Raw genomic sequence first — 25,518 nt, 5'->3', positions numbered from 1 at the left:
CGTCCGCTCACCGGAGCCCCCTCCCCGGAGAACAGTTGTCCGGGGAGCGGGAATCGGATGTACTGCGGTGCGGCCCGAAGTGCGGGCAGGTTTCGGGGAGGGGCACCACGATGGACGCGGACCAGCGGCCGGCCGGGCGGGGGAGGGGACCCGTGTCGCACCGCCGCCGTTCGGGCTTCCGGAGCCGCAGACCCTTCTGGGCCCTCTTCCTGTCCGCCTTCCTCCTCGTCGGCGTCTGCGCCGCGACCGGCCTCGCCTGGGACCCGAAGACGGTCGCCGGCCGGACGGACGGCCCCGGGCCCGGAGGCCACGGGGAAGGGCGAGGACGCCGCCAAGCCCGGTGCGGACGACGGGACGCGCCCCACCGGAGTCCTGCCCTTCGACATGCCGCAGCCCGCGGCCCTGCGCTCCGGCGCGGCGGCCAAGAAGCTGGTCTTCGCCCACTACTTCACGCCGTACCCGCTCTCCCTCGACAACGCGAGCGCCGACTCCGACTACTACACCCGCAACTACCTGGACCCGGACGGCGAGAGCGGCAAGCACCAGCGCTACGGCGGCCTGCTGCGCGACCGGCCCCTGCCCGTCCTGCCCAAGAGCGGCGACTGGGAGCTCGCCAACCTCCAGCAGGAGGTGCGCACCGCCCGCGCCGCCGGCATCGACGGATTCACCCTCGACCTGCTCTCCCTCTCGGGGAAGAACTGGGAGCGATCCAAGCTCCTGATGGCGGCGGCCCGTTCGGTGGACCCGGCCTTCAAGGTCATGCTGATGCCGGACATGACCTCCTTGAAGACCGACGACCCGGCCGTGCTCGCCGACGCCCTCGCCGACCTTGCCGCCGCCCCGGCCGCGCACCGGCTCCCCGACGGACGCCTGGTCGTCTCGCCGTTCAAGGCCGAGGCGAAGAGCCCCGCCTGGTGGAGCCAGGTCATGGACGTCCTGGAGTCCCGGCACGGCGTCCGCACCGCCCTCGTCCCGCTCTTCCTCGACTACGGCGCGAACGGCGAGCGGTTCGCGCCGATCAGCCACGGGTTCTCCGAGTGGGGCAGCCGCAGCTACGTCGGCCAGGACGGTGCCGCGGCCGATGTCCGCAAGGCGCACGGCATGGGCAAGATCTGGATGCAGCCCGTGTCCGTCCAGGACGCCCGCCCCAACCAGGGCATCTACGACGAGGCCGGCAACACCGCCACCCTGCGCACCACGTGGAACCGGGCCATCGAGGACGGCGCCGACTGGGTCCAGCTCACGACCTGGAACGACTACAGCGAGGGCACCCAGTTCGCGCCCTCCCAGCACAACGGCCACGCCTACCTCGACCTGTCCTCGTACTACCTCGCCAAGTTCAAGACGGGCAGCTGGCCGAAGATCGTCCGGGACACGCTGTACCTGACCTCGCGCACCCAGTTCGCCGCCGCCGACCCGACCGGCGACCAGTCCCTGGTGATGTCGCTGCGCAAGGGCAGCGCGGCCTCCCGGGACACGGTGGAGGTGCTCAGCTTCCTGACGCGGCCCGCGAGCGTCCTGCGGACCGTGGGGTCGGCCAAGGGTACGTACGAGGCCCCGGCCGGGGTCCACTCCGAGCTGCTGCCGCTGACCCCGGGGACCAGCTCGGCGACCGTCGTGCGCGACGGGAAGGCCGGGGCGGGCGTACGGCTGCTCTACCCCGCGGACCGCAAGGTCGAGGTCCAGGACCTCCAGTACTACGCCGCCACCAGCGGCCGGGAGTAGGCCGCGTGTCGGAAGTGCATCGTGTGCATAGGGTGTCGGCATGCCACTGGGTCACATGGTCCTCTTGTCCGGTCGTTCGATCCGGCTCACCGAGCTACGGATGTCTTCGACCTACGGGGGGATGCTGGAGGGCTACCCGTGCAAGCGCATCAACGACCTGAAGGTCAGTTGGCTCCAGCGGCAGGCCGAACGCGCGTTTCCCTCCACGCCGGTCCATCTCGTTCCGCCCTCCCGCGAGTACCCGGACGAGACCGCCCGTGCCTTCGGTCCTGTGGAGGTGCTGCCTTCCGTGGCTTGCGTCGGTGTCTTCGACTCCGCGCCGCTCGACCCGTCCACGGACGGTTCCGCCCTCGTCGTCGCCTGGTTCCAGCCGGCACCGGAGGTACCGGCGGGCGAGGACGCCGATCTTGCCCTTCGCAGCATTGACTGGGAGGAACTGGCCCAGGACTACGAGCTGTAGCGACGCGCGCGTGAGATCTCCCCGCTCCATGAGCAGAGATCGTTCATCGCTCAAGATCCACTTTCGCCACGCGACCTGGCAGGGAACCCCCAACAGCACCGACGCGGCGGCGCGTTACCCGGCCCGGGATCTTCACTCTCCGCTCTACCGCGGGCACGCTCCGCGCGTCATAGTGGAGCCAAGGGGAGCCGAACGCGGGGGATGTTTCGTGATCGAGCAGGCGTATGTTCAAGCCGGCGACAAGACCACACCGACGGTCAAGGACATCAGGGCGCGGATCTCGACGGCGGTGGACGCGACGACGGGCACCGCCCTCGAACGCCTCCAGCGCTGGCTGTAGATGCCGGCCGATTCCACGTTCGCGAAGATGTTGGACAGCGACTGCCAGGTGCGCGCCAAGAAGGTCGGCGGTCTGCTGAGCCCTGGGGCAGGAGGGCTGTGCGAGCCCAGCGACCTCTCGGTGGCGCTCGGTGTCCCGGCCAAGTGGACCGCCATCGACAAGGCCGTGAAGGCCGAGCGTGCCGTGTAGGAGTACCCGCCAGCGTTCGTCGCCGGGCGGGTGACCGGCATCGACCACGCGGCCGCCTCGGCGGAGCGCAGCCTGCGCCTGCTCCTCGACTCCCGAGTGCCCCATCAACTCCGCGTCACGGTGGACCCGTCGCTCCTGGACCCGCCCGCCATGGACGAGCTGGACGGCTGCCTCGCGGAACTGGGCGGGACCCCGACGCACCGGCAGACCGTACGCCCTCCGGCGGCGGCCGGTTATCTACACCTGTCAAGTAGCAGTGCAGGTCAGAACGTCGTCACGTCCTCAGCCACATTAGGCACATGATCAGCGGAATCCCGTCGCCCCCTGTGTGTGATATCCCGTGGGTTCAGCTGAGCGTCCGCCCCTCGGATCGACCGTGTTGTGCCAGGAGGCGGCCCCATCGACATAGGCGGCGCGAACGGATCATGACGGTTCCTCGGCATTCCTGAAGAACCGTCATGATCCGCCTGTCATCGTGCGGCTCGGCGAACCACGAGACCACTGTTCATAGCCGTGTTACGGCGAGCACCGGCCGATGGGAGCCCACGGTCTATCGCACGCTGAGACGGCCTGGGGCCCCGGCAGCCGGTGATCGGTTGCGTGGGAGGCGTGACAGGCCATCAGGGTGGGTGTGTCAGGTGTGGCACTGGTCGAGCTGGTCCCACCACCAGGCGATGTTCGGGTAAGGGGGCGGGGCGAGGCCGGGGGCGGACGGCTGCTCGGCGCGGACGGGCGCAGTGGTGGTGCCGGTCTTGTAGCGGGCGGTGGTGTGACACCAGTCGAGGACTCCGCTCAAGGCGTGCCCGAGGTTGTCCAGGTAGGTGCGGGTCGGGGCACTGACGCGGGGCGCGGTCTGTTCGCGCAGGCGCAGGAAGAGAACCATGATGCGGTCGCACAGTTCCACGGCCTGGACGCGGGCCTGCTGCTGACTGCTTCCCGTGGCGTGGGTGAGCACGTTGATGATGTTGTGATCGGTGGGGCCCTCCTTGTGGTGGGAGAACAGGTCTTGGTAGAGGTTCATCAGCACGCCGGCGGCTTGGGTCAGTGCGGTGACGGCTGTGCTCTCGCGTTCCTGCGCGGGGATCTCCTCTCCTCCGCCGCAGATCTCCAGGGTGACCGTCACCGCGCGTGCGGCGCCGACGTACATCCGGACGAACAGGTAGTCGTTGACGCCCGGCAGGCTCTGGTCCCGCGTGCTGTCCAGTTCCAGCGCGACCCCGAGCAGCCATGCGTGGATCGTGTCGACCCACAGGCGGACCTGGGCCGGGGTGGCGCACCGCTCGAGATAGCGGCGCATGTCCAGGAGCAGGGCGACGTGCGGCCCATCGTCGTCGGCTTGGGCGGCGGGCGATTCGACGGCCCTCATCAGGCGCGGAGCAAGCGTGCGGTAGTGGTGTGTGCGCTCCTCGGTCGTACCGGTGTCGAAGAGGTCGTCGACCGAAAAGCCCCAGTAGACGTAGGTGGCGTACAGCAGGAGCAGGTCTTCGGGGGCGCCGGGCATCATGCTGCCGGTGACGCGGGCACTGTCGGTTGCCAGCGCGCTCTCGCGGGGGATACCCGCGTCGCCGAACAGTCGGTGACGCTCGATCCAGTCGAACGCGCGGTTCTGGACCGATGCCGCCTTGGGGTGGAAGGCCCGCTCGATGGGGCAGTAGACGGGTGGCAGCACGGCGCTGGCCGTGTTCTGCGAGCTCTGGTGGGCCATGTGTGTCACGTGTGTCGATTCCCTCGGCTCAGGTTGCACGGGTGCTCGCTGCGGCTGCGAGGCCGAGCAGTACTGCCATGGCGGCGGGGTGGAAGCCGGCGTCGTCCAGTGCGCGGGCCGCCCGGGCATGCTGGTCGGTGATCATCTGCTCAACGGTGGCGACAGCGCCTGTGTCGGTCAGGACGGTGCGGATCTGGTCCGCGCCGTCCTCGTCGAGGTGCGGGTTGCCGAGGTGCTGTTGGAGGACGGCGAGTTGGGCGCTGTCGGCCAGTTGGAGGGCGGTCGCTGTAAGGACGGTGTGCTTGCCCTCACGCAGGTCGTCCAGGGCCGGCTTGCCGGTGCGGGCGGTGCTGCCGAACGCTCCAAGAAGGTCGTCGCGGAGCTGGAATGCCTCACCGAGCGGAAGCGCGTAGGCGGACAGGGTCCGGAGCTGGCCCGGGGTGGCTCCGGCGAGGAGGGCGCCGAGCTGGAGGGGCCGTTCGACGGTGTACTTCGCGGTCTTGTAGAGGATGGCCCGCCGGGCCGCGGCGGCGTCGTCGCTGTGCCGGCCGGTCGCGACCAGATCCAGGTACTGGCCGACAAGGGTCTCGGTGCGCAGCGCGTTCAGCACCGGCCAGACGGCGGCGAGCTGGCCGCTGGGGAGGCCGGGGCTTTGGAGAAGTTCGTAGGACCAGCCCAGGGCCAGGTCGCCGAGCAGGATCGCGGTGCTCACACCCAGGCTCTCCGCATCGGGGCGGCCGGCGTGCAGGGCGGCCAGGGTTCGGTGGGCCGTGGGACGGCCGCGCCGTAAGACTGAGCGGTCCATGATGTCGTCGTGAACCAGCGCGAAGGTGTGGAAGAGCTCGAGGGACGCGGCCATCCGCCACACCAGCGACGGCGCACGCTCCGTGCTGACGGCTTGCCAGCCGGCGACGCACATGGCTGGGCGCAGCCGTTTTCCGCCTGCGGCGAGCTGTTCGCGCAGCAGGCTGGTGAACAGGCCCAGTTCCGGCATCGCCGTCGCGGCAGCTAATCGGTCCTGATCGTCGAAGAACCGGTTCAAAAGGGCGTCCACGGTCTCGCGTACGCTCTCAGGGTCCGGTGAAGCTGCGGTAGCAAGGGGGTCGGACACGGGCACCGTCTGTCTCGAAGCTGGCGGGAATGGCGAGGCGGAGGCGGTCTGTGTTCGGCGTCTCGGCACCAGAAAGCCACACGGCCGCTGACGCGGCAGGAAAACCGCGGCCAAACCACCCCGGCGAGGGACAGTGGGCAGGACGCGTGAGATGGTCGCGCGGCGGCAGGCGCGCTAGCCCCGCAGTCCCTCGAGGCTCCCGACGCCTCCGCATTCGGCTTCGGCCAACGGCCGGAACGAGCGGGTGCGGGTAGGGCCGCGGGTTACCTGGTTCATCGCGGTTGGGCGGTCATGATGAGTCGGTGCGGGGTGAGGGTGCCTCTCGCGAGGAGGCGGGGCGGTGGTCCCGGGGTCGCGGTGAGGCGCCAGCGGGTGCTGATTCCGGCGAGGGCGATGAGGGCTTCGGTGATGCCGTAGACGTCGCCGATGCATTTGCGGGGTCCGCCACCGAAGGGGATCAGGGCACTTGGGTGTTCGCCTGGGCAGCGGTCAGGGATGAAGTGGTCCGGGTCGGGGAAGAAGCGGGCGTCGTGGTGGATCAGGTAGGGGCTGAAGAGCAGGGTGGTGCCCGCCGGGATGGGGTGGCCACCGAGATGCGTGTCGGTGGTGGCGGTGCGGGTGAGGATCCAGGCCGGCGGGTACAGGCGCAGTGATTCGGTGAGGACGCGTCGGGTGTAGTCAAGGCGGGGGATGTCGTTGAGGGTGGGCAGGCGGGGGCCGAGCACCGTGGTGATCTCGGTGTGCATCCGTTCCTGAGCTTGGGGGTGGCGGCCGAGGAGGTGCAGGGTCCAGGACAAGGTGGCCGCGGTGGTCTCGATGCCGGCCATCAGGAAGATGAGGGTCTGGTCGTGGACCTCTTGGCGGGTGAGGCTGTCCTCGCCTTCGCGGACGGCCAGCAGCATCCCCAGGATGCCGGCGGGACGGTCTCCTGTGGCATCCCCGTTCCGGCCTTGGCCGATGAACCGGTCGATGAACTGGTCGATGGCGCTGTGGAGATCCCTTTCGGCCTGGCGATAGCGGCGGTTGCCGGCGGTGGGCAGCTTCTCCCACAGCCCGAGCGATGTGATCCGCCGATAGACCCCCTCGGTGAGGATCGTCAAGGCACGCTGGAACACCATGACGGCCTGGTCGTCGAGGTGGCAGTGGAACAGAGTTCGTGCCGTGATCCGCGCGAACAGCCTGATCATCTCCGTCGAGATGTCGATTGGCCGGCCCACCTCCCACGACCCGGTCAACGAGGCGACTTCGTCGTGCATCACCGGGACGTACGACGCCAGCTGGGAGCGGGTGAAGGCCGGCTGGACCAGAGGGCGCTGCCGCAGGTGCTCCGCCCGCCTGCAGGTGAGCAGCCCGTTGCCCGTGATCTGCCGGCTCTTGTCGAAGAGGCGGCCGCCCTTGTCGAAGGTGGCGGGATCCCGGAGCATCTCGTGTACCAGGTCCGGGCGGCACAGCACGTACGCCCGGACGGGGCCGAGCCGGACCCGCACGAGGTCCCCGTGGCTTGGGAGGGAGGTGAGGAACTTCAGCGGACTGCTGCGCAGTACGGACAGGTGCCCGAGCAGGGGCCACGCGCCGGGCGCGTCCGCCACGCTGCTGGGGTCCTGAGCCGTGGTCATGTGCGTCCCATCGGAGAGGCGATCGCGGTCCAGCGGGCGATCCGGGGCGCCGACGACAGCCGCCACTGCGTGCGGACCGTCGACGGCGGGATCCCACGGCACACCGGGCCGGTGCTGGAGTGGGTAAAGCGGGGAGTGGTTTAGGCACATCGTGCTGCGAAGGCACTCCCGGGTCACATCTGATGCGTGGTGACTCCCGCCTCGCGCAAAACCACGGTAGCGGCCGCAGCGGCGCTCTTGCTGGGGCGTCACTCCATCGGGTGTCTTTGTGCGATATGCCGTTGATTCGCCCGGCTTTTAGAAGCGCTTCGTAGTCACGGATGCGGTCCGTGCGGCGCCAGGAAACTGTCCGACCGCACGCCACTGTCACAAGCGACCATTTCTGCGAAACGGGGGCGGGTCATTCGTTGTGGGGCTGTCCGGGTGGTGGCGGGCGTAACGCGTGGGGCGGGAGTGCATTGTCCCTGGCAGCCTTGCCGTTTCGCAGGGGTTGCCCGCTGTGGGAGGAATCCATGAAGTACGCACGTCTCGGTTCTGCGGTCGCTGCCCTGGCTCTGTCAGCCGGGGCTCTGCTGGGCGGGGCCGCTGGCCCGGCCCAGGCGCTGCAGGGCGACGGGCCCCGGCCGCTGCGGTGCGGTCCGTTCATCGGCAACCACGCCTACTTCCGAGCTACCGACGGTTCGGGGTTGCTGACCGGTGATGCCGAGACCGGCGCGCTGTACCACTGCGGGTCCGAGCTGGGGGTGCCCACCCGGCTGGGGTTCTGTGAGAAGTCGATGGCCGGGGACGGCTACGGACGTGACTACTGCGTGGGCGTGCGCGATGCTCCGTACCCTCCCGACGCGACGTGACGCATGGCCTTTGCCCGCTCGTTGAGAGGAGCGGCGGAGTTCGCCGCTGTTGCCGCCGGTCTGACGCGCGGGCTCCAGCAAGGGCGCCGACGCCGCTGGGGGACACCGCCCCGGCGACCGGTGACCAGCGCCGGGTCCGCGCGTTAGACCGGACAGCCGGGCCACGTCCTCGCCCGGGATCTCGTGGCCCTCGGCACGGAGCTGGGCGACGGCGGCGTCGATGTACAGGGTCGTCCAGAGGACCACGTTCTTCCTGCAGCCGGGCGCCAGGATGTTACAGGACTGATCGGTGGCCCTGGTTGCCTGTGAGGCGCCAGGGGAATGCTGCGGAGGTGCCCAGCCCGGTGGGACGGGGCTCGTATCGCGGGGCCGGGGAGCGTGGTGCCTCGACATCGTAGTGGCGGGTCTGCCGCTCCCACTGCAGATCCCCGGCCATGAACAGCCGGAGTTCCTCGACGTAGGCATCGGCGGCCGACCGGGCCGCAGAGCTCAGGGCAACCTGCTCCAGGCGTGCGGGCAGTTCCTCGTCCGCGATCCGCTCGAACTCCTGAATCCGGTTGGTGACCAGGCGGTTGACGAACGTGATGGCCTGCGACAGGTCGCAGTCGAGGAACTGGGCGAAGACGTGGACGCCGTTGTTCTGGGTGTCCGCGGTGTGCAGTTTCTCAAAGGCGCGGAAAATGTCGTTGCGCAGGGATCCGGCGTCGGCGAAGGCGTCGGCGAGGGCGCGCAGGGGCCGTGACTCGAAGAAGGCACGCGGCAGATGGTGTGCGTGAGCAGATTGGGCGAGGGCAAGGGCGAGGTCGGTACCGCTGCTCAGGCGGCGCATCTCGATGTAGTCGACCGGGTCCGGGGTGTGGCCGGCGGCGAGGTTGGAGACCTCCCACACCCAGCTGTGGCCGATCGCCAGGACACGGCCGGCGAACCATGCGCGCCAATGGAGCGGTAGCGCCGAAGCGGTGCGCTGCCACAGCTCGCACAGCCCCTTCTCCGCAGGATTTCGCGGCGTGGTCCCACGCCCGTCGGCCAGCAGGCAGCACGCGAGCCGTTGGACGAACCGGCGGGCACCCTTGACGTCCCGGGTCTTTTTGAAGGTCGTCAAGAAGTGGTCGTCGACGTGGTCAATCCATGTGTACCAGGTCGTCAGAAGTTCGAGGCGCTGCTGGGATGCGTCGGGGTGCGCGTGCCCGGCGAAGGACACGAAGTCGGCTGCTGCGTCGGTGTCGAAGGTGGCGGCGTCCCAGGGGTCGACTGCCGGGGTGTGCCGGTCCTGATGCAGCATCCCCATACGGCGCGCCCATCGCTTGCCGAACGACAGCGCAGCCTGGGCGTGGGGGTTCGTGCGGGCCCGGTACGGCATGTAGAAACTCGGAAGCTCCCAAGGGTTCCGCGAGGTGCCCACCGCGTTCTGCGAGCCATACGGATGGTTCGTCGTACCCGGCTTGAGCGTGGCGGGTCGCGCGGAGGAAATCCCCAGTCCCGAGGGGCCGCGCAACAGGTGCCTTAGCTCTTCGCCGTTTGCGTGGTGGCTGGAGTGCAGGTGCCATTCACGGTCACCGACCTGCCAGTTCCTCAGCGCGTCCACGTACGCGCGGATCTCGTCGCGGCCAGAGGCACTCAGGCGGCGCTCCGAGTCATCGGCCAGGGGTGTCTCACCCTCCGCTGCCGACCTTTTCCTTACTAGGTCACGCATACTGCCGAGCTACCCATCGCGGACCACCAGTATGTCGACCACGCCAAGCACGGCGGAAAACCCCAAGCCCAAAGCGGTGAGAGCGGTGAGAGAACGCCGCATCACGCAGGGGGACTTCTTCGAACGTGAGCACGGCCAGTCTGCGGCGCGTCCCGCACCGCCATCGATGCCGGATCACCCTGGAGCCGATACGCCCCGGCGACCACACCCGGTGGCATCCGACGCCGCCTGGAAGAAGCACGCGCGGACACGAGCGGGCTGCGCTCCACCAGGGCGTGACCGTACGACGCGGCCAGGGTTACACGCTGCGCGTCACCGCCGTACCCGCAGTCCGCCGCCGACTCCTCGCCCGCTGCCAGCCCCTCGACGGCACTCATGGCACCCCGGCGATCCCGGCACAGAGCAAGGCCCGCGCGAGTACGAGACCCGCGTCAGCGCACTTCCGGCTGCCAGCCTGCGTTGAGCGGATCGAGCACTACACCAGCAAAGATCAAGTGCTGGCGGCTCTTGGGCTTACCTCGGCGCTACCCCAACCCGGAACTGTTCGATCACCACCGGGACGGCTGTGACAGCCCGGTGCGGACGCTTCGCCGGGGAGCCGTCAGCCCAGGAGCTGGAGGAGTTCTTCCGGCTGGGCTTCCTTGCTGTGGGAGTAGGCGCCCTTCTTGCCGGATTCCTCGAACATCATCGAGGTCTTGTCGAACGCCTGGTTGTGGTCATCGTCGTCCCCGGGCGAGACGGACTGCTGGACGGGAGCGGCGGCCTGCGCGGGCGTGGCAGCCTGGACCGCGCCGGACAGGGACAGTACGCATGCCGCGGCGAGAGCGGTGATGGTCAGCGGGCGGATGAAGGTCTCCACGGTCGGACTCCCTTTCGGTGATGAGGGGATGGCCCCGAGTCGATCTGTCCCGGCCTGCGCGCACGGGCCGATGCCGGCGGGACTCCAGGAAGGTCGGCTGACGTGCGCAAAAAGGGGGGATCGCGTGTGATCAACGCGCTGCCGCCCAAGACGTTACGCCCAGCTCGGCGGCCGGAAAGGGACTTAGCCCCTACGGCGCCTGGCGGTGGTCGAGAGGACCACCGGCATCAGCAACTCCATCGCTAGGACAGCAACATCCTCCCGCACGCCCGTCTTGTCGGCGACAGCCTTGGGCACATCTCCGATCTTGGAGAGTTCTCCTGGCGTCAAGTCACCTCCCAGACCACCGAGGTCGGGCGCACCAGTTGGAGCTCCCCCGGTCGCGTCTCCCGAGGTCACTTCCGCGGGCAGGGCATCGACCGTGGCCTGAGAACTGGACCCTGACGGCCGCCCGCCCCACGCTGGCGGCCGTCGAGGTGCTGGCATGGATCACACGGCGGACTCCTGGTTCCCCGACCGGATCATGCGGCGCAGACTGGTCCGCGCCCCGGCGAGGTCGTCCTCCGTCTCGGTGAGTCGGCCCTGCAGTTCCTCGGCACGGGCCTTCTCCTGGGCAAGTTCGTCCTCGAGACGCTGGTTGGCGGCGGTGAGCTCGTCGACGCGGGCGCCGAGATCGGCGGCGCCGACATGGTCTATCTGCTGGCCCAGGGAGCGGCGCACGGCGGCCTTGAGGCGGTCGGCTTCTTCCCGCAGCCGCCGGTTGTCCTCCCGGGTGATCTGCACTTCGACCTGCCAGCCGGCCGGGGCCTTTCGGACGCCGTCCTCGCACGGCTGGCGAGCCTGGCGGCGCCGGGCCTGCTCGATGACCTCGCGCACGCCCTGCGCGTAGACCAGCCAGTGCGAAACCTTCGCCCGCCGGGCCACCGCGGTGAAAGTGACCGGCTCCTTCTCGGCGAGCATCTCCTCGACCACGGTCAGGACCCGGGCGCGCTTGTCGGGGGAGTCTTTCTGCCGGGCCTCGCGCAGGACCTGCGCGGGGGTTCGGGCCTCATCCATGGCACGTGCTCCTGTTGGGAAGGCCGACGATCGGCAGAAGGTTCGGTGGCTCCGCGGCGCGGACCTTGCGCAGCACGGCGGCCGCCTCCTCGATGTGGTGCCGCTCGGCTTCGGGCATCTCGGCGAGCGCGGTGCGGATGCCGGTGACCACCGCCTGGAAGGATTCGATCTGGTCAGTGAGGTTGCGGATGACGAACGCGGCCGCGCCCATGGCCACGGCGCTCTCCCGGTCGGCCTTCAGGCCGCGGATGTGGTCCTCGACGGCCGGGAGGAACGAGGGGTCCGGGCGGTAGAAGCCGCACCCCGAGCACTGGAAGCGGATCGGGCATTTCCCGCCGCCCGCTTTGACGTTGGACGGCTCGGTGCAGTTGCCGAACGGCGTCCCCACCGACCGGGCGTCGTACACGGTGGCCGACGAGGTCGGCATCGGGTGCCCGGACCGGTCGACGACGTGCAGCCGCATCGTCTCCAGGGCCTCGCGGCGCCGCTTCAGGGAGACCGTGGAGTATCCAAGAGTGGTGTCTGCCGACCGGTGGTCCATGAGGTCGCGCAGGGTGTGCAGGTCGGTGCCGGCGTCCGCGTGCCGCTGGGCGTAGGTGTGCCGGAAGGCGTACGCGAAGATCCGGCTGCGGTCGAACGGCAGCGGCAGGCCGTCCTCGTCGGCGGTGTCGGTGACCAGCTCGGGCAGCTGGTCGACCCACTGCCGGAGCATCTTGGCCACGGTGTTGGCGTCGATGCAGGCGTCGTAGGCGTGCCGGGCGGCGGGGAACAGGAAGGTCCTCGAGCGGGCCGGGATCTTCAGCGTGGCCCGGATCTTCAGCCACGCCAGGATTGCGAACGCGGTCTCCCGGCTGATCTCCAGCCGGCGCCGGTTGCGCCGCGACTTGTGGTTGTCCCAGATCAGGACGTACTCGCCGCCGTCGGTGTCCAGGCAGTCGATGCGCAGCCAGCGCACCTCCCAGGGGCGCCGTCCCGTGTCGCGCAGCAGGACGTAGACGGTGCGAAGCATGGCCTGCACCACCTTCGGCGGGAAGTCCCCGTAGGGGAAGTCGACGCCGATGCGGTCGGTGGCCGCGTCCAGTTGGGCGATGACGAGTTCGGGGATGGCCTTGCCGGCCATGTCCTCGCTGGCGTCCTCGTAGGGGATCTGGTGGTGGCGCTGGCGGGCGAACCCGGTGGCGAGGTCGTCGACGATCTGCAGGCGGCGGCCGAAGTCGAGCAGCTGGCAGAAGCTCGTGAGCAGCTCGTTGCGGGCGCCCGCGGACAGCGGTCCGGTGCCGTCCTCCCGCTGGCGGGTACGGATCTGTTCGACGACGGCGTCCATGTCGGTGACCTTCAGCGCGGACGGGTCGTGGCCGCCGCCCGGTCGCAGCTCCAGGGCGCGGGAGGCGGCGGAGCAGCCCTTGAAGAACCGCCGGAAGTCGGTGTTCTCGGGGGTGGTCTCCTTCACCCAGTCCGCCAGCAGGCGGCGCAGCCAGTCCTGCCGGATCACCGAGGTGTCCAACTGCCGGGGGACCGTGCGAACCCCGGACCGGGTGCGCGAGCGCAGACCCAGGTCGGCGAGCTCCCACACGGGTTTGTCGAGCGGGTCGATCCCCCGGAAGCGGTCGAAGGCCGCACGTACCAGGCGCAGGACGTCGTTCCAGTGGGCCTCGCAGTTGCGGTCGATGTACCCGAGGTCGGCGAGCTGCTGGGGCGGCAGGGCGGCGATGCTGTCGACGCCCTCCAGGCCGCGGACCAGGAGCCGCACCGCGACCGGGCTCAGTGTCGGCCGCTGGGCATCGCGCTGGACCAGGGCGTAGAGGACCTCGCGCCTCAGCAGCGGGTTCAGCGGCAGCAGGGTGAACTGGAAGCCACTGAGCCACGGACTCTGCACCGACGCCCAGCCGGCCAGATCCTCGCCGGACGCGTCCGTCGTGCCGAGCTCCTTGCGGTGCCGGCGCCAGCGCTCGCGGTGGTAAGTGCACAGCGCCGTCCGGCGGCCGTGAGCGGTGCCGTCACAGGCCCCCACCAGGCACGGACGACCGGGAGGAAGGGGCCCGGCCACGGTCGCGAGCCAGTCGGCGAGCTCCAGCTGTGTCTGCCCGCTCTTGTGCTCGTAGCGCCACTTCACGTAATGCGGAGTGCAGCTGCCCCGGGTGGCCGCTTCCAGCGCGCAGCGGATCCCCCCGGGTTCCGCAGAGCAGTGCGGGCGCGATCCCGGCAGGGCCCGGACCGTGGCCCGGCGGCCCACCGTCGCGAACTCCTCCCGGCTCAGCCCGCTCTCCACGAACTGCTCGTAGCAGGACCGGCACAGGTGCCGGCTCGCGCGGACCGCGACGTGGCAGCCGGCGCTGTTGCAGCGCCAGATCGCCGTCGTCGACTCGTCCGGGTCGCCGGTGAACAGCCAGTGCTCACCGGCCCATTCGTCGGGTCGCCACAACGGGTCGGTGTGCTCGTCCAGCCACGCCAGCCACCGCGGGCGGTCGAAGGGCAACGGCACCACGGTCGGATCGGCCGCAGGGGCGGCCAGGGTGTGCAGGCTCATCGGGCGATCTCCAGACGCCGGGCGGCGTAGCAGGCGACCAGCTCGGTGGTCACCGGGATGACCCGCGGCCGCCGCTACTTCGCCCAGGCGCCGTTGCTGTTCAGCCGGCGCCGCACGTGCAGGTGCGGGCCCTTCACCTGGCAGCCGAACGCCTGGGAGTCGGGGAGCAGGTGCATGTCCTCGCGGCGAAGCCCCAGTGCCTCGCCGATCCGCATTCCCGTGCCCCACAGCAGCAGCACCAGGAAGCGGTCCCGCGCGTGCCGGGCGACCTCCACCAGGCGCGCGATCTGCTCGATGGTCAGCCACTCGATCCCCGAGTCCAGCGAGGCCAGCTTGATCAGCCGGGACCGGACCGTCCGGTGCTGATCGTCCTCGCCCGGGTCGTAGCCCGTAGGCAGGTGGCGCAGGTACTTGGGCTCCGTCAGCTGGCCCAGCAGCTCCTTGGCCACCCAGCCCATCCGGACGCCGAAGGCCAGGAACTCGCAGACCGTGCCGACGATCGCGTTCGCGGTGTTGTCCCCGCGGAACCGTTCCGGCCCGCCACCTCGCCGGCTCCGCGACGCCAGCGGTTCCTCGACCAGCCAGTGCAGGAACCGCGACAGCTGCCAGACGGTCACCTCCGCCCAGTCGAGTCGCTGGTGGGCGCAGTACGAGAGGTACAGGGCCGTGCGGCCGGCGTACGTGCGCTCGGTGTTGTACGCCCGGCCCGCGTTCCGCAGTCCGACGAGGAAGAGCGATCCCTCGCGGTGCAGGGCGTAGTCGTCGGCTCCGATGACGACCCATGCGGCCCGGTCCTTTGTCACCTCCGCCCGCTCGGCGCGATAGGACGTGACGAATGTGCCTGTAATTCTGAACACCCCATGGATACCGATGACTGAGCCAGGTCGGCCGGTACATGCCTGACGTGGCTGCTCAAAAGATCATCGTGAAGATAAGTGAGCCCGCGGCTGCCTAGTGCTGTGGCACGGCGAATTCCGGCTGGTCCAGCAGGCGCAGCCAGCTGCCGTCGCTCTGGCGGCGGGCCACCTGGGCGCGGGCGCCCGTGCCGTCGCTCGGCGGCGTGGAGGTCAGCGCGATCCCGTCGCTGACCAGTGTCGGCAGCGGCGGCTCGGGCTCGAACACGGGCCGCTGCTCCAGCACCTTCTCCCACAGGGCCCGGATGGCCTCCCGCCCCACCGTCAGCTCGCCGGGCGGGAAGGCCATCACCGCGTCCTCCTCGTAGAGGGCGGCGACCCCGGCCGCGTCGCCGGCGTTGGACCGCTCGACGAACAGCCGGGTGATGTCCTCGGGGCGAAGGGCCTTCTCGTACGACGCGTAGTCGGTCATCGCTTCCTCCTGGTCGCGGGGTCTTCACGGGCTCAGGAGCGCTTCTCGGAGCGATTCCCGGTGTGCTTCCCGGAGCGCTTCCGGAGCGCTTACCGGTGTGCTTCCAGCCTCGCGGGCCTGTTGGTAGAAGTCCAACAGCTGGTTCTGCTGGGAACTAGAATCCCTGTTCATGGAACTGAGGCAGCTCGAATACTTCGTCGCCGTCGCCGAGGAGCGCAACTTCACGCGCGCGGCCGAGCGCGTCCACATCAGCCAGTCCGGGGTCAGCGCCCAGATCCGGCAGCTCGAACGGGAGCTGGGCGCCGAGCTCTTCGACCGGTCCGGCCGCACCGCCACCCTCACCGTCGCCGGGAAGGCCGCCCTCGGCCACGCCCGCACCGCCCTCGCCGCAGCCCGGGCCGTCGCCGAGGCGGTGGGCGAGGTGACCGACCTGATCAGGGGCCGCCTCACGGTCGGCATGGTCGTCGGCTGCACCGTCACCCCGCTCTTCGACGCCCTCGCCGCCTTCCACCGGGCCCATCCCGGCGTGGAGATCGCCCTCCTGGAGGACAACTCCGACCGGCTGGTCCAGGCGGTTCGCACCGGCACGGTCGACCTGGCCCTCGTCGGCACCGCCGCCACCACTCCCGACGGACTCGAGGCGCTGACCATCATCAGCGAGCGCCTCGTCGCGGCGGTACCGCCCGGGCACGCCCTGGCCGGGGCGGACCGGGTCACCCTGCGCGGCCTGGGTGGCCACCCCGTCATCTGCATGCCCCGGGGCACGGGGCTGCGTACCGTCTTCGACCTGGCCTGCGCCGCCCGGGGCCTGCACCCCGCGATCACCCTGGAAGCCGGGGCCGCCGACGCCATGGCCGACCTCGCCGCGCGCGGACTGGGGGTCGCCGTGCTCAGCGCCTCGATGGCCGAGTCCTACCGCGACCGGCTCGTCGCCCGGACCATCGAGGACGTGGAGATCCCGGCCCTGCTCTCCCTGGTCTGGCGCGATGCGCGCGGCCCCGCCGCGAGGGAACTGCTCCTGCACTGCCGGCGTGCCTTCTCGGCCGCGGCGCGGGAAGGGGGTGCCGCCGCGGGGACCGGCGGGGCATGATCGGGCCCGACAGCCGCGCCGCACCCACGGAGGTCCACATGACCGATCCAGTTCAGCCCGCTGAACCAGCCGAGTCCGCCGGGGCCCTGCGCCCCGCCGAATTCCCCTGCGGGCGGGACCTGTTCCGGCTCGACCCCGCGGTGAGCCACCTCAACCACGGATCCTTCGGAGCGGTGCCGCTCCCCGTGCAGGAGATGCAGGCCGCCCTGCGCGCACAGGCGCACGGCGACCCGGACGCCTTCTTCATCGGCGCCCCCGAGCGGCTCGCCGCGGCCCGGGGACGGATCGCGGCCCGGCTCGGCGCCGATCCGGAGGGGCTCGCCTTCATCTCCAACGCCACCGAAGGCGCCAACCTCGCGCTCGACGCGGTCCGTCTCGCCGACGGCGACGAGATCCTGGTCACCGACCACGGATACGGCACCGTCAGCGCGGCCGCCGCCCGCCGCGCCCCGCTCACCACCGTGGTCCTGGACCCGCACCTCCCCGACGAGGACGCCGTACGGGAAACCGTGCTGGCCGCGATCACCCCGCGCATCAGGGTCGCCGTACTCGACCACATCAGCTCGCCCACCGCCCGGCTCATCGCCTCGCCCGGGCTGCTCGCCGACCTAGCCGACCGCGGCATCACCACCATCGTCGACGGCGCCCACGCGCCCGGGCACCTCCCCGACCCCCTCGGCGGGGGCGCCGACTTCTGGTTCGGCAACCTCCACAAATGGGCCTACGCCCCGTCCGGCACCGCGCTCCTCTCCGTCGCCCCGCACCACCGGGACCGCGTCCGGCCGCTGGTGCCCTCCTGGGAGGACCACCACGGCTTCCCGCGCTCGGTCGAGAACCGCGCCACCGTCGACTACACGGGCTGGCTCGCGGCCCCGGAGGGGCTCGACCTGCTGGAGGAGCTCGACGCCGCCAAGGTCCGGACCCACAACAGCGCACTGGCCGGCTACGGCGCGGAGCTGCTCGCCGCGATCCCCGGGATCACCCCGCTCCCCTACACCGAGGGCCTCGCGATGCGCGCCCTGCGACTGCCGCCCGGGGTGGCCGAGACCCCGGAGTCGGCCGCCGCGCTGCGCGAGCGGATCGCGGCGCGGCAGCGGATCCGGGTGCAGATCTGGCCGTGGCCGGGCGGCGGCGGGATCCGGCTGAGCGGCCAGATCTACAACCGGGCCGAGGAGTACGAGCGGCTCGCCGAGGTCCTGCCCCGCCACCTCGGCTAGTGCTCCTTCGGATCTCGGCCGCCGTCCCGTACGGATCCTGCCGCGCTCAGCCGCGTCGGAGCAGGTACGTGTCCATGATCCAGCCCTTGCGGGCGCGGGCCTCGGTGCGCAGTTCCTCGATGCGGCCGGCGACGTCCGCCAGCTTCCCCGAGACCAGGATCTCGTCGGGGGTGCCCACGTAGGCCCCCCAGTAGATGTAGAGGTCCTGGTCGAGGTGGGCGGTGAAGGCGTGCCGCGCGTCCAGCATCACCACCACGTCGTCCACATCGGCCGGCCAGCCCTCCGCGAGCCGGCGCCCGGTGGTGATCTGGACCGGGCGGCCCACCCGGTTGAGGTTGGTGCGGTGCCGCGCCAGCAGCGAGGAGATGCTGCTGATGCCGGGCACCACCTCGTGCTCGAAGGCGACCCGGCCCTTCTCCAGCACCTCGTCCAGGATCGCGAGGGTGGAGTCGTAGAGGGACGGGTCGCCCCACACCAGGAACGCGCCCGTCTCGCCCTCCGCCAGGTCCTCGGCGATGAACCGCTCGAAGATCTCGGCCCGCGCGCTGCGCCAGCCGTCCACGGTGGGGGTGTAGTCGGAGGGCGTCCGGTCGCGGTCGGGATCGCGGCCCTCCACCAGCCGGTGTCCGGGGCGGGCGTGCGCGTCGAGCATCGCGCGCCGCAGCCCGGTCAGATCCGCCTTCTCCTCGCCCTTCTCCAGAATGAGGAATGCGTCCGCCGCGCCGATCGCCTTGACCGCCTGGAGGGTCAGGTGGTCCGGGTCGCCCGCGCCAATGCCGATCACTGAGAACTTCTTCACCCGGCTATTCTGCCCGTCATGCGTGTCGCCCTGTTCGTCACCTGCGTCAACGACGCTCTCCACCCCCGCACCGGCATCGCCGTCGTCCGCCTCCTGGAGCGACTCGGGGTGGGCGTGGACTTCCCGGCGGCCCAGAGCTGCTGCGGGCAGCCGCAGTACAACACGGGCTACCGGCGCGAGGCCGAACCCCTGGTGCGCCGGACCGCCGAGGCCTTCGCCGGGTACGAGTACGTCGTCACCCCGTCGGGCTCCTGCGCCGCCATGATCCGCGGCCACTACCTCCGGATCGGGCACGCCGCCGAGGCGGAGGGCCGGGGAGGCGCGCTGGCCGGGCTCGCCGAAGACCTCGTACCGCGCGTGTACGAACTCACCGAGTTCCTGGTCGACGTCCTCGGGGTGACGGACGTGGGCGCGTACTTCCCGCACACCGTCACCTACCACCCCTCCTGCCACGGCCTGCGGGCCCTCGGGCTCGGGGAGCGGCCCGCACGGCTGCTGGCGGCGGTGCGCGGCCTGGAACTGCGCGAGCTGCCCGGGGCCGAGGAGTGCTGCGGCTTCGGCGGGACCTTCGCCGTCAAGAACCCGGACGTCTCCGCCGCGATGGGCGCCGACAAGATCGCGGCCGCGGCGGCCACGGGCGCGGAGGTGCTCTGCGGGGCCGACAACTCCTGCCTCCTCCACCTGGACGGAATCCTGCGGCGCGAAGGCGCCCCGCTGCGGGCGCTGCACCTCGCCGAGATCCTGGCCTCGACCGAGGCGGAGCCGCTGCGATGACCGCCATCCACCTGGGAATGCCCGCCTTCCCCGCCTTCCCCGCCTTCCCCGCCTTTCCGGCGGCCGCCGGAAAGGCGGTGGCGGATCCGGTGCTGCGCGCCAACCTCCGCCGCGCCACCCACACCATCCGCGACAAGCGGGCCCGCGCCGTCGCGGAACTCGCGGACTGGGCCGAGCTGCGCGCCGCCGGCAAGGCGGTCAAGGACCACACCCTGCGCCATCTCGACCGCTACCTGCTGGAGTTGGAGGCCTCCGTCACCGCGGCGGGCGGCACCGTCCACTGGGCGGCCGACGCCGAGGAGGCCAACCGGATCGTGACGGAACTGGTCCTGGCCACCGGCGAGCGGGAAGTGGTCAAGGTCAAGTCCATGGCCACGCAGGAGATCGGCCTCAACGAGGCACTGGAGGCCGCCGGGATCGCCGCGTACGAGACCGACCTCGCCGAGCTGATCGTCCAGCTCGGCCACGACCGGCCCTCCCACATCCTGGTCCCCGCCATCCACTTGGGCCGCGCCGAGATCCGCGAGGTCTTCGCCGAGGAGATGGGCGGCTGGGGCCGGCCGGCGCCCGAGGGGCTGGGCGACGATCCGCGCGAACTGGCCGAGGCGGCGCGCCTGCACCTGCGCGAGAAGTTCCTGCGCGCCAAAGTCGCCGTGTCCGGCGCCAACTTCATGGTCGCCGAGACCGGGACCATGGTCGTCTTCGAGTCCGAGGGCAACGGCCGGATGTGCCTGACCCTGCCCGAGACCCTGATCTCGGTCGTCGGCATCGAGAAGGTGATCCCGACCTTCCGGGACCTGGAGATCTTCCTCCAGACACTGCCGCGCTCCTCGACGGCCGAGCGGATGAACCCGTACACCACGATGTGGACCGGACTGGGTCCGTCGAAGGGGGCGGAAGGCGACGGCCCCACCGCCTTCCACCTCGTCCTCCTCGACAACGGCCGCACCGACACCCTCGCCGACGAGGTCGGCCGCCAGGCCCTGCGCTGCATCCGCTGCTCGGCCTGCCTCAACGTCTGCCCGGTCTACGAGCGCGCCGGCGGCCACGCCTACGGCTCCGTCTACCCGGGCCCGATCGGGGCCATCCTCAGCCCCCAACTGCGCGGCACCGGCAGCGAGATCGACGCCTCGCTGCCCTACGCATCCACCCTGTGCGGGGCCTGCTACGAGGTCTGCCCGGTGGCCATCGACATCCCCGAGGTCCTCGTCCACCTCCGCGAGCGGGTCGCCCAGGGCGGGCCCGTGACCCGCGAGGGCATCCGCGTCCGGATCCGCCCGGCCCACGGCCACGCCGCCGAGCGGGCCGCCATGCGCGCCGCCCGGCTGCTGCTCAACCACGACGACTGGCCTGTCGCGCTGCGCGCGGGGGAGCGGCTGCTGGCCAGGGCCCGGCGGCTGCGACCGCGCCGGCTGCCGGGGCCCGGGCGGGCCTGGACGGACAGCCGCGAGCTGCCGGAGCTCCCGGCGCAGCCGTTCCGCGACTGGTGGGCGGCGCGGGACCGGGAGGGCCGGGCATGAGCAGCAGGGACCGCATCCTGGGCCGCATCCGCCGGGCGACGGCGGACGGCCGCCCCGGCCCAGGCCTCGAACCGGTCGCCCCGGGCCTCGACGCCGGCCCCGGCCTCGGCTTCGACTCCGGCTTCGACTCCGGCTTCGATCCCGGCGTCCCCCGGGACTACCTCCGGGTCCACGCGGAGCGCACCCCGGCCGAGACGGCGGACCTCCTCGCCGCCAACCTGGCCGAGTACCGGGCGAAGGTGCACCGGGTGGTCGGCGAGGACGGCCTCGCGGCGCTGCTGGGGCGGCTCCTCGCCGCACGGGGCGCACGGTCGGTCCTCGTGCCGGCCGGGCTGCCCGCGCACTGGCTCTCGGCGGCGGCCCCGGTCCGCGTGCCCGACCGGGCGGCCTCCACCCCCTGCGAACTGGACGCGGTGGACAGCGTGGTGACCGGCTGCGCCCTGGCGATCGCCGAGACCGGCACGATCGTCCTGGACGGCGGGCCGGGCCAGGGGCGGCGCCGGATCACGCTGCTCCCCGACCACCACATCTGCGTGGTCCGCGTCCCCGGCCAGGTGGTGGACTCGGTACCGCAGGCGATGCCGCTGCTGGACCCCGTACGCCCGCTGACCTGGATCTCCGGCCCCTCGGCGACGAGTGACATCGAGCTGGACCGGGTGGAGGGCGTACACGGTCCCCGCACCCTGGAGGTGGTGCTGCTCGGAGCACAATAGGCGCCATGTCCGCACACATCGCGCTCACCGCCCTCGTGGTCCACGACTACGACGAGGCCCTCGACTTCTACACCCGCGCCCTCGGCTTCGACCTCGTCGAGGACACCGCGCGCCCGGACGGCTCCCGCTGGGTCGTGGTCCGCCCGCGCGGTGCCAAGGAGTCCGCCCTGCTGCTGGCCCGGGCCAAGGACGACGCCCAGCGCTCACGGGTCGGCGATCAGACGGGCGGCCGGGTCGGCTTCTTCCTCTACACCGACGACTTCGCCGCCGACCACGCGCGGATGACGGCCGAGGGCGTCCGCTTCCTGGAGGAGCCGCGCCACGAGCCGTACGGCTCGGTCGCCGTCTTCCAGGACCTCTACGGCAACCGCTGGGACCTCCTCCAGCCGGCGTAGGCCCTGGCCGGGCGGGTACGGGTACTCCGCGCAGCCGGGGCTGCGGGACTGCCCGGCCGGGCGTCCGGCTCGCCGGCCCCGGCCCCGGGCCCGCAGGCCGCGTACGCGTACTCCCGCACCCGCCGGGGCGCCCGCAGGCCGCGTACTCCCGCGTGCGCCGGTCAGGCGGGGCCGGGGCGGCCCGTGAGGCGCGGGGCCTCGGCCGCCGCGTCGACGGCCGCGCCGGCCTCGACCCGCGCCGCCAGCTCCCGGGCCCACCGGACCAGCCCGGGCAGGTCCATCCCGTACGAGGGGCCGGTCCACGGCCCGACGGCAGGCTCCACCCCGGGGCCGGTCGGGGGGCCGGCAGAGGGATCAGTCCCAGGGTCGGTCCCAGGGACGGCCGAAGGGTCGGCCCGGGAGTCGGCCGAAGGGTCGGCCGAAGGGTCGGCCGAAGGGTCGGCCGAAGGGTCGGCCGAAGGGTCGGCCGAAGGGTCGGCCGAAGGGTCGGCCGCAGGGTCGGCCGCAGGGTCGGTCCGGGGGTCGGTCCCGGGGTCGGCCGCAGGGTCGGCCGCAAGGTCGGTCCGGGGGTCGGCCGCAGGGTCGGCCGCAGGGTCGGTCCGGGGGTCGGTCCCGGGGTCGGCCGCAGGGTCGGTCCGGGGGACCCCCGAGGGCGCCGCCCCGCTCCTCACCCACCTGGACCTCCTCGCGGGCGCCCCCCTCCTGCGCCCCGCTCCCGAGTCCATGGAGCGGCTCGGCCAGGACCACGGCCTGATCCACTACCGCACCACCATCACCGGCCCGCGCCCCGCCATGCCGATCAAGATCGACGGCCTCGGCGACCGTGCCTACGTCTTCGCCGACGGAGTGCCGCTCGGCATCCTGGACCGCAACGCCCCCGACGAGGGCCTCGACCTTCCCGTCGGAGAGACCGGAGTCGTCCTCGACGTCCTCGTCCGGGCCCAGGGCCGGGTCAACTACGGCCCGCTGCTCGACGACCACAAGGGCATCTCGCGCGCCGTGCGCCACGGCCACCAGCACCTGTTCGAGTGGGAGATACGCCCGCTGCCGCTCGCGGACCTCGCCGGGCTGGCGTGGTCCGAGGACGTCCCGGCGCCGGGCCGGCCCGCCTTCCACCGGTTCACCCACACCCTCACCGAGGCCCCGGCCGACGGCTTCGTCGACCTCTCCGGCTGGGGCACCGGCCTGATCTGGCTCAACGGTTTCCTCCTGGGCCACTACGACACCCCGCGCGGCCCGCAGCGCACGCTGTACGCGCCCGGTCCGCTGTGGCGGGACGGGGCCAACGAGATCGTCGTACTGGAACTGGAGCGCCCCGGCACCGAATTGGCCCTCCGGAACCAGCCCGACCTCGGCCGCCCCACGGTCGTCGACATCGACTACTGAGCGCCGGGCGCGCACGGGTCCGCACGGGTCCGCACGGCGCAGGTCCGCGCAGGTCCGCGCAGGTCCACACGAGTCCGCACGGAGTTGTCCACAGGCCCGTGTCCGGCCCGACCGGGCGGCCTAGACTGGCCGTCCAGTCGATCATCCCGGTCGGTCACCGTGCCGGACGAGTGCGGAGGAACGAAAGACATGCGCTATCTCCCCCTGGGCAGTTCAGGCCTCCAGGTGTCCGCGATCGGGCTCGGCTGCAACAACTTCGGCGGCCGGCTCGACGCCCGGGCCACCCGCGCCGTCGTCGACGCCGCGCTCGACGCGGGCATCACCCTGCTGGACACCGCCGACATCTACGGTGGCGGCGGCGGTTCCGAAACCCACCTCGGCGAGGTCCTCAAGGGCCGCCGGGACCAGGTCGTCCTCGCCACCAAGTTCGGCTACGACGGCGTGGACATGGGCTACGGACCCGCCGCCGGCTCGCGCGGCGGCCGTGCCTACATCCGCCGCGCCGTCGAGGAATCCCTGCGCCGCCTGCAGACCGACCGCATCGACCTCTACCAACTGCACAGCCCCGACGGGTCCGTGCCGATCGCCGAGACCCTCGCGGCGCTCACCGAGCTCGTCACCGAAGGCAAGGTCCGCTACGTGGGACACTCCAACCTCAGCGGCTGGCAGCTCGCCGAAGCCGCCCACGTGGCCCGCGAAACCGGCGCGGCACCCTTCGTATCGGCCCAGAACGAATGGTCGCTGCTCCAGCGGTCCGCCGAGCGCGAGCTCGTCCCGGCGGCCCTCCACTACGGGGTCGGGGTCCTCCCGTACTTTCCTTTGGCCAACGGTCTGTTGACCGGGAAGATCCGGCGCGGCGCCCCCGTGCCCGCCGGCTCCCGCCTCGAAGGCCGCGACGCCTACCTCACCGACGCCCGCCTCGACATCGTGGAGGCGCTCGCCGCGGTCGCCGACAAGCACGACCGCACCGTCCTGGAACTCGCCGTCGGCTGGCTCGGAGCCCAGCCCGGCTGCGCCTCCGTCATCGCGGGCGCCACTTCCGCCGAGCAGGTGCGCGCCAACGCGGCCGTCGCCGACCGGCCGCTGGACGCGGACCTGCTCGCCGAGGTCGACGCGGTCGCGGGGGCCGCCCTGTGACGGACCCCATGACGGACAACCTCATGGCAGCCGTGTCGCCCCGGTAGGCCTGGTAGGCCTCGCCTTCGGGACGGAGGTCGCTTCCGGCTCAGGAGACCGAGGCGGAGGCGCCGGCAGAAGCGGAATCGGACGGGCTCGCGGAGCCGCTCGGGGACGGGGACTGCGACGGGCTCGCGGAAGGGCTGGAGGACGGGCTCGCCGAGGCGCTCTGCGAAGCGCTGTCGGAGGGGCTCGCGGACGGGCTCGCGGAGGCGGACCCCGTCGGCGCGCCGGTCAGCACCTCCACCTGGCCGGTGTCCAGCGAGTAGTAGGCGCCGACCACGCCCAGGGAGCCCTTCCGCACCAGGGGCGCCAGGTCCGCGTTGGCCCGCAGCTCGTCCGCCGTCACCTTGACCTGGTTGCGGATCATCGTGTCCACCGGATCGGCGCCCGGGTCCTTGACCGTCAGGTCGTACGCCGGCACCAGCGCGTTCTGGATCGCCAGCAGGTTGCCGGGCAGCGAAGTACCGTCCTGCAGCGCCTTGTACGCGGAGGCGATGGCCCCGCAGCGCTGGTGTCCGAGGACCAGGATCAGCGGGGTGCCCGCCGTCATCGGACCGAACTCCACCGATCCGGTCACCACCGGGCCGACCGCCTGGCCGCCCGTGCGCAGCACGAACAGGTCGCCGAGCCCGGTGTCGAAGAGCAGCTCCGGCGGCACCCGGGAGTCGATGCACGCAAGGATCACGCCGAAGGGATCCTGCGCCTCGGCCACCAGCCGGCGCCGGTCGGGGTCCCGGTCGGGGTGCTTGAGGCTGCCGCTCACCCAGCGCTTGTTGCCCTCCATCAGTCGGCTGTACGCGGCCTCGGGGGTGCCGGGCCGGGGTTCCGGCGCGCCCGTGGTGGCCTTCGGGGCGCTCTTGGCCGAGCACCCCGAGAGCGCGGCCGCGGCGGCCGCCAGGCCGCCGGTCAGGACGAACCTGCGTGCCGGAAATCCTGCTCTGTCCATCGGTCGTACCCCTCAGTCCCGCTCGGACGCGCCGTACGTCC

General features: G+C 71.6%; 26 protein-coding genes. 14 read left to right on the top strand and 12 right to left on the bottom strand.

Features of this window, described 5'->3' with window-relative positions:
• Nucleotides 1-384 precede the first annotated feature (384 nt).
• From DRB89_RS20780 to DRB89_RS20765, 5 genes are all read left to right on the top strand, one after another.
• Nucleotides 385-1,725 (top strand): glycoside hydrolase family 71 protein, encoded by a 1,341-nt coding sequence (locus DRB89_RS20780; RefSeq protein ID WP_112453609.1) that lies wholly within the window; start codon nt 385-387, stop codon nt 1,723-1,725.
• A 40-nt stretch (nt 1,726-1,765) separates the two neighbouring features.
• Nucleotides 1,766-2,185 carry a hypothetical protein gene (locus DRB89_RS20775; protein WP_112449890.1) on the top strand — a complete coding sequence of 140 codons (420 nt, stop codon included), beginning with the start codon at nt 1,766-1,768 and terminating at the stop codon, nt 2,183-2,185.
• Nucleotides 2,186-2,393: 208 nt separating this feature from the next.
• Nucleotides 2,394-2,525: a hypothetical protein gene (locus DRB89_RS46005; RefSeq protein ID WP_275431982.1), complete on the top strand. Its 132-nt coding sequence runs from the start codon at nt 2,394-2,396 to the stop codon at nt 2,523-2,525.
• 27 nt (nt 2,526-2,552) lie between these two features.
• Nucleotides 2,553-2,714 carry a hypothetical protein gene (locus tag DRB89_RS20770; protein WP_162688667.1) on the top strand — a complete coding sequence of 54 codons (162 nt, stop codon included), beginning with the start codon at nt 2,553-2,555 and terminating at the stop codon, nt 2,712-2,714.
• Between the two features lie 30 nt (nt 2,715-2,744).
• Entirely contained in the window at nt 2,745-3,017 is a 273-nt protein-coding gene (locus tag DRB89_RS20765; protein ID WP_112449888.1) for a hypothetical protein, read from the top strand.
• 331 nt (nt 3,018-3,348) lie between these two features.
• On the opposite strand, the gene DRB89_RS20760 is transcribed toward DRB89_RS20765, so the two are convergent.
• The 3 genes from DRB89_RS20760 to DRB89_RS20750 all read right to left on the bottom strand — a co-directional run bounded on the left by DRB89_RS20760 (nt 3,349) and on the right by DRB89_RS20750 (nt 7,146).
• The gene (locus DRB89_RS20760; protein WP_112449887.1) at nt 3,349-4,419 is read right to left on the bottom strand and encodes a terpene synthase family protein; all 1,071 of its coding nucleotides are present in this window, start codon (nt 4,417-4,419) and stop codon (nt 3,349-3,351) included.
• Nucleotides 4,420-4,447: 28 nt separating this feature from the next.
• Nucleotides 4,448-5,473, bottom strand: a complete 1,026-nt coding sequence (locus DRB89_RS20755) for a polyprenyl synthetase family protein (RefSeq protein ID WP_162688665.1) — start codon at nt 5,471-5,473, stop codon at nt 4,448-4,450.
• A 329-nt stretch (nt 5,474-5,802) separates the two neighbouring features.
• Entirely contained in the window at nt 5,803-7,146 is a 1,344-nt protein-coding gene (locus tag DRB89_RS20750) for a cytochrome P450 (protein ID WP_162688664.1), read from the bottom strand.
• 512 nt (nt 7,147-7,658) lie between these two features.
• On the opposite strand from DRB89_RS20750, the gene DRB89_RS20745 reads away from it, so the two are divergent.
• Nucleotides 7,659-7,997, top strand: coding sequence for a hypothetical protein (locus tag DRB89_RS20745; protein ID WP_112449884.1), 339 nt, complete (start codon nt 7,659-7,661; stop codon nt 7,995-7,997).
• A 274-nt stretch (nt 7,998-8,271) separates the two neighbouring features.
• On the opposite strand, the gene DRB89_RS20740 is transcribed toward DRB89_RS20745, so the two are convergent.
• The 6 genes from DRB89_RS20740 to DRB89_RS20710 form a co-directional block, all read right to left on the bottom strand.
• Complete coding sequence (locus DRB89_RS20740) at nt 8,272-9,582, bottom strand: terpene synthase family protein (RefSeq protein ID WP_162688663.1); 1,311 nt, start codon at nt 9,580-9,582, stop codon at nt 8,272-8,274.
• 709 nt (nt 9,583-10,291) lie between these two features.
• Entirely contained in the window at nt 10,292-10,549 is a 258-nt protein-coding gene (locus DRB89_RS20730) for a hypothetical protein (RefSeq protein WP_112449882.1), read from the bottom strand.
• A 489-nt stretch (nt 10,550-11,038) separates the two neighbouring features.
• Complete coding sequence (locus tag DRB89_RS20725) at nt 11,039-11,605, bottom strand: DUF6262 family protein (protein WP_112449881.1); 567 nt, start codon at nt 11,603-11,605, stop codon at nt 11,039-11,041.
• Nucleotides 11,598-14,132: a site-specific integrase gene (locus tag DRB89_RS20720; protein ID WP_112449880.1), complete on the bottom strand. Its 2,535-nt coding sequence runs from the start codon at nt 14,130-14,132 to the stop codon at nt 11,598-11,600. Before DRB89_RS20720 ends, DRB89_RS20725 begins: the two co-directional genes overlap by 8 nt.
• A 74-nt stretch (nt 14,133-14,206) precedes the next feature.
• Nucleotides 14,207-14,935: a tyrosine-type recombinase/integrase gene (locus tag DRB89_RS20715; protein ID WP_239516255.1), complete on the bottom strand. Its 729-nt coding sequence runs from the start codon at nt 14,933-14,935 to the stop codon at nt 14,207-14,209.
• 148 nt (nt 14,936-15,083) lie between these two features.
• Nucleotides 15,084-15,458, bottom strand: coding sequence for a nuclear transport factor 2 family protein (locus DRB89_RS20710; protein ID WP_112449879.1), 375 nt, complete (start codon nt 15,456-15,458; stop codon nt 15,084-15,086).
• A 169-nt stretch (nt 15,459-15,627) separates the two neighbouring features.
• Here DRB89_RS20710 and DRB89_RS20705 point away from each other — a divergent pair, with 169 nt between their 5' ends.
• The gene (locus DRB89_RS20705) at nt 15,628-16,548 is read left to right on the top strand and encodes a LysR family transcriptional regulator (protein WP_112449878.1); all 921 of its coding nucleotides are present in this window, start codon (nt 15,628-15,630) and stop codon (nt 16,546-16,548) included.
• Nucleotides 16,549-16,586: 38 nt separating this feature from the next.
• Entirely contained in the window at nt 16,587-17,765 is a 1,179-nt protein-coding gene (locus tag DRB89_RS20700; RefSeq protein WP_112453607.1) for an aminotransferase class V-fold PLP-dependent enzyme, read from the top strand.
• A gap of 46 nt (nt 17,766-17,811) precedes the next feature.
• On the opposite strand, the gene cobF is transcribed toward DRB89_RS20700, so the two are convergent.
• Nucleotides 17,812-18,564, bottom strand: coding sequence for a precorrin-6A synthase (deacetylating) (gene cobF, locus DRB89_RS20695; RefSeq protein ID WP_112449877.1), 753 nt, complete (start codon nt 18,562-18,564; stop codon nt 17,812-17,814).
• Nucleotides 18,565-18,582: 18 nt separating this feature from the next.
• On the opposite strand from cobF, the gene DRB89_RS20690 reads away from it, so the two are divergent.
• Genes DRB89_RS20690 through DRB89_RS20675 form a run of 4 tightly spaced genes read left to right on the top strand, consistent with a single transcriptional unit; the run spans nt 18,583 to nt 21,966 of the window.
• The gene (locus DRB89_RS20690) at nt 18,583-19,338 is read left to right on the top strand and encodes a (Fe-S)-binding protein (protein WP_112449876.1); all 756 of its coding nucleotides are present in this window, start codon (nt 18,583-18,585) and stop codon (nt 19,336-19,338) included.
• Nucleotides 19,335-20,858: a lactate utilization protein B gene (locus tag DRB89_RS20685; protein ID WP_112449875.1), complete on the top strand. Its 1,524-nt coding sequence runs from the start codon at nt 19,335-19,337 to the stop codon at nt 20,856-20,858. The genes DRB89_RS20690 and DRB89_RS20685 overlap by 4 nt, the downstream gene beginning before the upstream one ends.
• Nucleotides 20,855-21,571 carry an LUD domain-containing protein gene (locus DRB89_RS20680; RefSeq protein ID WP_112453606.1) on the top strand — a complete coding sequence of 239 codons (717 nt, stop codon included), beginning with the start codon at nt 20,855-20,857 and terminating at the stop codon, nt 21,569-21,571. The genes DRB89_RS20685 and DRB89_RS20680 overlap by 4 nt, the downstream gene beginning before the upstream one ends.
• Nucleotides 21,572-21,576: 5 nt before the next feature.
• The gene (locus DRB89_RS20675; protein ID WP_112449874.1) at nt 21,577-21,966 is read left to right on the top strand and encodes a VOC family protein; all 390 of its coding nucleotides are present in this window, start codon (nt 21,577-21,579) and stop codon (nt 21,964-21,966) included.
• A gap of 161 nt (nt 21,967-22,127) precedes the next feature.
• Here DRB89_RS20675 and DRB89_RS43060 read toward each other — a convergent pair whose 3' ends face one another.
• A complete protein-coding gene (locus DRB89_RS43060) occupies nt 22,128-22,289 on the bottom strand; it encodes a hypothetical protein (RefSeq protein WP_162688662.1) in 162 nt (53 codons plus the stop codon).
• Nucleotides 22,290-22,689: 400 nt separating this feature from the next.
• On the opposite strand from DRB89_RS43060, the gene DRB89_RS20670 reads away from it, so the two are divergent.
• Together DRB89_RS20670 and DRB89_RS20665 are read left to right on the top strand one after the other, a co-directional pair.
• The gene (locus DRB89_RS20670; protein WP_112463375.1) at nt 22,690-23,352 is read left to right on the top strand and encodes a hypothetical protein; all 663 of its coding nucleotides are present in this window, start codon (nt 22,690-22,692) and stop codon (nt 23,350-23,352) included.
• Between the two features lie 189 nt (nt 23,353-23,541).
• Nucleotides 23,542-24,489 (top strand): aldo/keto reductase, encoded by a 948-nt coding sequence (locus DRB89_RS20665; RefSeq protein ID WP_112449405.1) that lies wholly within the window; start codon nt 23,542-23,544, stop codon nt 24,487-24,489.
• An 88-nt stretch (nt 24,490-24,577) separates the two neighbouring features.
• Here DRB89_RS20665 and DRB89_RS20660 read toward each other — a convergent pair whose 3' ends face one another.
• Complete coding sequence (locus tag DRB89_RS20660) at nt 24,578-25,477, bottom strand: carbonic anhydrase (protein WP_204357762.1); 900 nt, start codon at nt 25,475-25,477, stop codon at nt 24,578-24,580.
• Nucleotides 25,478-25,518: the final 41 nt, after the last annotated feature.

Source organism: Streptomyces sp. ICC4 (assembly GCF_003287915.1).
Classification (GTDB): Bacteria; Actinomycetota; Actinomycetes; order Streptomycetales; family Streptomycetaceae; genus Streptomyces; species Streptomyces tritrimontium.
This window is presented reverse-complemented; position numbering and strand designations above follow the sequence as displayed.

Coding starts and splice junctions, on each gene's coding strand:
- DRB89_RS20780 (WP_112453609.1), top strand. CDS start 385: ATGCCGCAGCCCGCGGCCCTGCGCTCCGGCGCGGCGGCCAAGAAGCTG.
- DRB89_RS20775 (WP_112449890.1), top strand. CDS start 1,766: ATGCCACTGGGTCACATGGTCCTCTTGTCCGGTCGTTCGATCCGGCTC.
- DRB89_RS20770 (WP_162688667.1), top strand. CDS start 2,553: ATGTTGGACAGCGACTGCCAGGTGCGCGCCAAGAAGGTCGGCGGTCTG.
- DRB89_RS20760 (WP_112449887.1), bottom strand. CDS start 4,419: ATGGCCCACCAGAGCTCGCAGAACACGGCCAGCGCCGTGCTGCCACCC.
- DRB89_RS20750 (WP_162688664.1), bottom strand. CDS start 7,146: ATGACCACGGCTCAGGACCCCAGCAGCGTGGCGGACGCGCCCGGCGCG.
- DRB89_RS20745 (WP_112449884.1), top strand. CDS start 7,659: ATGAAGTACGCACGTCTCGGTTCTGCGGTCGCTGCCCTGGCTCTGTCA.
- DRB89_RS20725 (WP_112449881.1), bottom strand. CDS start 11,605: ATGGATGAGGCCCGAACCCCCGCGCAGGTCCTGCGCGAGGCCCGGCAG.
- DRB89_RS20720 (WP_112449880.1), bottom strand. CDS start 14,132: ATGAGCCTGCACACCCTGGCCGCCCCTGCGGCCGATCCGACCGTGGTG.
- DRB89_RS20710 (WP_112449879.1), bottom strand. CDS start 15,458: ATGACCGACTACGCGTCGTACGAGAAGGCCCTTCGCCCCGAGGACATC.
- DRB89_RS20705 (WP_112449878.1), top strand. CDS start 15,628: ATGGAACTGAGGCAGCTCGAATACTTCGTCGCCGTCGCCGAGGAGCGC.
- DRB89_RS20700 (WP_112453607.1), top strand. CDS start 16,587: ATGACCGATCCAGTTCAGCCCGCTGAACCAGCCGAGTCCGCCGGGGCC.
- DRB89_RS20690 (WP_112449876.1), top strand. CDS start 18,583: ATGCGTGTCGCCCTGTTCGTCACCTGCGTCAACGACGCTCTCCACCCC.
- DRB89_RS20685 (WP_112449875.1), top strand. CDS start 19,335: ATGACCGCCATCCACCTGGGAATGCCCGCCTTCCCCGCCTTCCCCGCC.
- DRB89_RS20680 (WP_112453606.1), top strand. CDS start 20,855: ATGAGCAGCAGGGACCGCATCCTGGGCCGCATCCGCCGGGCGACGGCG.
- DRB89_RS20675 (WP_112449874.1), top strand. CDS start 21,577: ATGTCCGCACACATCGCGCTCACCGCCCTCGTGGTCCACGACTACGAC.
- DRB89_RS20670 (WP_112463375.1), top strand. CDS start 22,690: ATGGAGCGGCTCGGCCAGGACCACGGCCTGATCCACTACCGCACCACC.
- DRB89_RS20665 (WP_112449405.1), top strand. CDS start 23,542: ATGCGCTATCTCCCCCTGGGCAGTTCAGGCCTCCAGGTGTCCGCGATC.
- DRB89_RS20660 (WP_204357762.1), bottom strand. CDS start 25,477: ATGGACAGAGCAGGATTTCCGGCACGCAGGTTCGTCCTGACCGGCGGC.